The 3,638-nt window shown below is 70.3% G+C and carries 4 protein-coding genes; 1 reads left to right on the top strand and 3 read right to left on the bottom strand.

Translation table 11 applies throughout. From position 1 onward, the window contains the following. The 3 genes from BDIM_RS14920 to BDIM_RS14930 all read right to left on the bottom strand — a co-directional run. Nucleotides 1-967 (bottom strand): alpha/beta fold hydrolase (locus tag BDIM_RS14920; protein WP_081461923.1); only part of this gene is annotated, 967 nt, incomplete at its 3' end. Further along, nucleotides 964-1,875, bottom strand: a complete 912-nt coding sequence (locus BDIM_RS14925; RefSeq protein WP_003166416.1) for a class I SAM-dependent methyltransferase — start codon at nt 1,873-1,875, stop codon at nt 964-966. The genes BDIM_RS14925 and BDIM_RS14920, both read right to left, overlap by 4 nt. 93 nt (nt 1,876-1,968) lie before the next feature. Further along, nucleotides 1,969-2,769 carry a class I SAM-dependent methyltransferase gene (locus tag BDIM_RS14930; protein WP_040347173.1) on the bottom strand — a complete coding sequence of 267 codons (801 nt, stop codon included), beginning with the start codon at nt 2,767-2,769 and terminating at the stop codon, nt 1,969-1,971. 264 nt (nt 2,770-3,033) lie between these two features. Here BDIM_RS14930 and BDIM_RS14935 point away from each other — a divergent pair, with 264 nt between their 5' ends. Then, nucleotides 3,034-3,507: an Hsp20 family protein gene (locus BDIM_RS14935; RefSeq protein WP_003166419.1), complete on the top strand. Its 474-nt coding sequence runs from the start codon at nt 3,034-3,036 to the stop codon at nt 3,505-3,507. Nucleotides 3,508-3,638: the final 131 nt, after the last annotated feature.

A 3,638-nucleotide genomic window follows, 5' to 3' on the forward strand; every position in this document is an offset into this window, starting at 1 on the left:
AGTCGGCCAGGGCGTCGAACTCGTGCAGGAAGACGCCGCGCAGGTCGTCGACCTCCATGATGACCTCATGCTTGGCCGTCGGCACCTCGACATAGCGGCCGCGGCCCATGCGGCGGGCCGCCCAGCGGTTGGTCTGCTTCCACACCTTGTCGTCCTCGGCCGCCTGAACCACGCAGACCGGGATCTTCACGCTCTTGAGCGCGCGCGGCTTCAGCGCCCGCTCGCCCGCGTCCAGGGCGAAGGCCAGCCAGCCCCAGGTCGGACCGCCGATGGCTAGGTGCGGGCAGGCGTAGAGCTGCTGTCGCCACAGGTCGTAGCGCGCCTGGTCCGAGGTCAGGCCGTCCTTCTCGAAGGTATGGTCGAAGGGATCGTCCGGGTCGTCCAGCACATAGTCCCCGGCCTTGCCGTGACGCAGGGCCCAGCGCACCGCCAGCTTGACCGTCCACATCGACCGCTTGCCGGTCTTGATGCGCAGCATGGGACTGGACAGGACGGCCCCGGCGAAGCGGGTCTCGTCGCCCTCCAACGTCAGCAGGTTCAGGGCGCCGCCCATCGAGTGGCCGACCATGATCCACGGCTTGGGCGCCCGCGCCTCATAGGCGTCCAGCAGGCGGGCGTAGTCGTCGAGGAACTCCTCGACCGCGCGGGCGTGGCCGCGCAGGCGGTCCGGCAGCAGCCGCGCCGACAGCCCTTGCCCGCGCCAGTCATGCGCCAGGACGCAGAAGCCGCGCGCCAGGAAGTTGCCGATCAGCTCGAAATACTTCTCGATCGGCTCGGTGCGGCCGGGGCTCAGCACCACCGTCCCGCGCGGCGTCTTGGCCTGCAGGGTCGAGGGCGTCCAGAACCCGGCGCGCAGGCGCAGGCCGCCGGCTCCGCGGAACCAGTCGCCCTCGCCCCCCGGCGGACTGGCGGCGCCGGGCACCCCCATCAGGGGCGCATGGGCGGCGAAGGCGGCGGTGCGGCTCACTCGGGCTTCCTGAACTTCAGCGTCATGCGGTCGCTTTCGCCGATGGCGTCATACTTGGCCCGATCGAACTCGGGATCGGCGGGCTGACCCAGGGGCGCCGTCAGGCGGCGCGGCGGCAGGGTCTCGACGCCGAACGGATGGTCCTTGGTGTCGGCCGGATTGGCGTTGATCTCGGACGCCTCGACGAAGATGAAGCCCGCCTCCTGGGCCAACTGCTTGACGAAGGCCTCCTGCACATAGCCGTTGGCGGCGGCCGGATCCTGATCCTCGTCCGGCTGAAGGCGATGCTGCTCGATGCCCAGGATGCCGCCGGGACGCAGGGCCGCGAAGGCGTCGGCGAAGGCCTTTTCGGCGATCCCTGCCGCCATCCAGGCCTGGATGTAGCGCATGAACAGCACCATGTCGGCCGTCCCCGCCGGAGCCACCTGCGGCGAGCCGGGACCGAAGGCGGTGAACTGCACCGGGCCGTACAGCTTCTTGTCGGCCAGGATGCGGGCCTTCAGGGCGTTGTTGATGGCCACCTGGGCCGGATCGGCGTTCGGCCCCTCGACGAAGCCCGCCAGATAGAGGGCGCCGCCGCCCTTGTTCAGATAGGGGGCCAGGATTTCGGCGTACCAGCCGCTGCCGGGCCAGAAGTCGACCACCGTCATCTTCGGCTGCAGGCCGAAGAACCGCAGGGTCTCGACCGGGTGGCGCCAGGCGTCGCGCGCCTTGTCGTCCGCCGGACGCCAGGCCCCGGCGACCGCCCATTCCAGCGAGCCTTCCGGCGGACCCTTGGGCGCTTCGGGCGCGGCGGGCGCCGGCGCCTCTTCCTTGCGGCCGCAGGCGGCCAGGCCGAAAAGGGGCGCGACCAGGGCCAGGGCGCTGGCGCCGGTCAGGACGGATCGCCGCGTCGATCGTTCTGTCATGCGCGCTTCCTCTCGCCGCCGGGTGTCTTCGCTTGGGGCTTAAGGCGCTTCTGCGCCAGCGTCAAAACCACGCACTGCATTGTCATCGGGCCGTCAGTCCGCCGCGTAGGGCTTGCGGAAACGCAGGGTCATGCGGTCGCTCTCGCCTATGGCGTCCAGCGCCGCCCGCTCCTCCGCCGTCAGGGCCCGGCCGTCGCGCTCCGAGGTGCGCGTGGGCTTCAGCGTCCACACTCCGAACGGGTGGTCGCGGTCGTCCTTGGCATTGGCGTTCAGCTCGCTGCGGGCCTCCAGTTCAAAGCCGGCGCGGCGGGCGGCGTGGATGAGCCAGCTCTCGGGGACGTAGCCCGTCGGCGCCGTCTCCGTCACGTTCAGCCCCTCGGCCGCGCGGTGCTGCTCGACCGCCAGCACGCCGCCGGGCTTCAGCGCCGTGAAGAAGGCCGCCAGATAGGGTTCGACCCGGCCGTCGCGCGACCAGTTGTGGAAGGCGCGGGCCACCACGACCATGTCCGCCGTCCCGTCGGCGACGCCCATGCCCTCGGTCGGGCGATTGACCGGGACGTAGCGCCCGCCGGTCGCCGCCGCATAGGGCTCAAGGATGTTGCGCCACCAGCCGGCGCGGCCCGGCTCGATCTCCACCACCGTCAGGCCGGGCTGCAGGCCCCAGAAGGTCAGGGTCTCGAACGGATGACGCTCGCCGTCGCGGACGCGGTCGGCCTCGGGCCGGGTCGTCGCGGCCACGGCCGCCTGAAGCGCCGCATCCTCGGAAAAGCTCGGCATCTCCATCGACAGGCCCTGGCGGTGCGGCAGCGGCGCAGCGTCCGGCGGGCCCGATTGGGCGAGGGCGGGCGAGGCGAGCAGGCACGCCGCGACGGCGCTGAGGACGAAGGTTCGCATGAAGGGCTCCGGTCGATCCTGGACGACGAAGGTAAAACCCATACGGCGCTTCGCGGCGACGGCAAGGCGCCGATGCGGCGAGCGACGATTTCGCGCGCCCCTTGCGCTCGAAAAACGGCCTCCTACCTCTTCATCCGAGAGCGCCGATCCCGGGCTCTCCGGACCTGCTGGGGCCGATTACGGACCGCCGGGACTGAAACCCTCCGTCGTCCGGGGCCAAATCGCCGGGCGGCTCAACCTTGCTGAATGTCAGAAGGATGACCCATGCGTACCTATGATTTCTCGCCGCTGTACCGTTCCGCCGTCGGCTTCGACCGTCTGGCTCGTCAGCTGGAAAGCGCCGCGCGCTCCAGCCAGGAAAACGGCTGGCCCCCCTACAACATCGAGACGACCGGCGAGGACGCCTATCGCATCGAGATCGCCGTCGCCGGTTTCTCGGCCGATGAACTGAACATCGAGGCGAAGGAGAACCTTCTGACCGTCACCGGCAAGAAGGCCGCCAACGACGACGGCCAGCGCACCTTCCTGCATCGCGGCCTGGCCGAGCGCGACTTCGAGCGCCGCTTCCAGCTGGCCGACTATGTGGTGGTCAAGGGCGCGGCCCTGGCCAACGGCCTGCTGACCGTCGAACTGAAGCGCGAACTGCCCGAGGCCCTCAAGCCCCGCAGCATCGAGATCGCCACCGGCTCGCCCCTGATCGAAGGCAAGGTCGAGACCAAGGCCAAGAAGGCGGCCTAAAAGGCCTCACGCCTGACTGAAAAGTCGAAGGGGCGGCGTTCGCGTCGCCCCTTTTTCGTGCGCCCTCCCTAGGCCGCGTGCAGGTCCGCCGGGTCCAGCCCCCGCGCGCCGCTCGTCTGAGCGCCGGTGAA

Origin of the sequence: Brevundimonas diminuta ATCC 11568 (genome assembly GCF_000204035.1) — a bacterium.
Classification (GTDB): Bacteria; Pseudomonadota; Alphaproteobacteria; order Caulobacterales; family Caulobacteraceae; genus Brevundimonas; species Brevundimonas diminuta.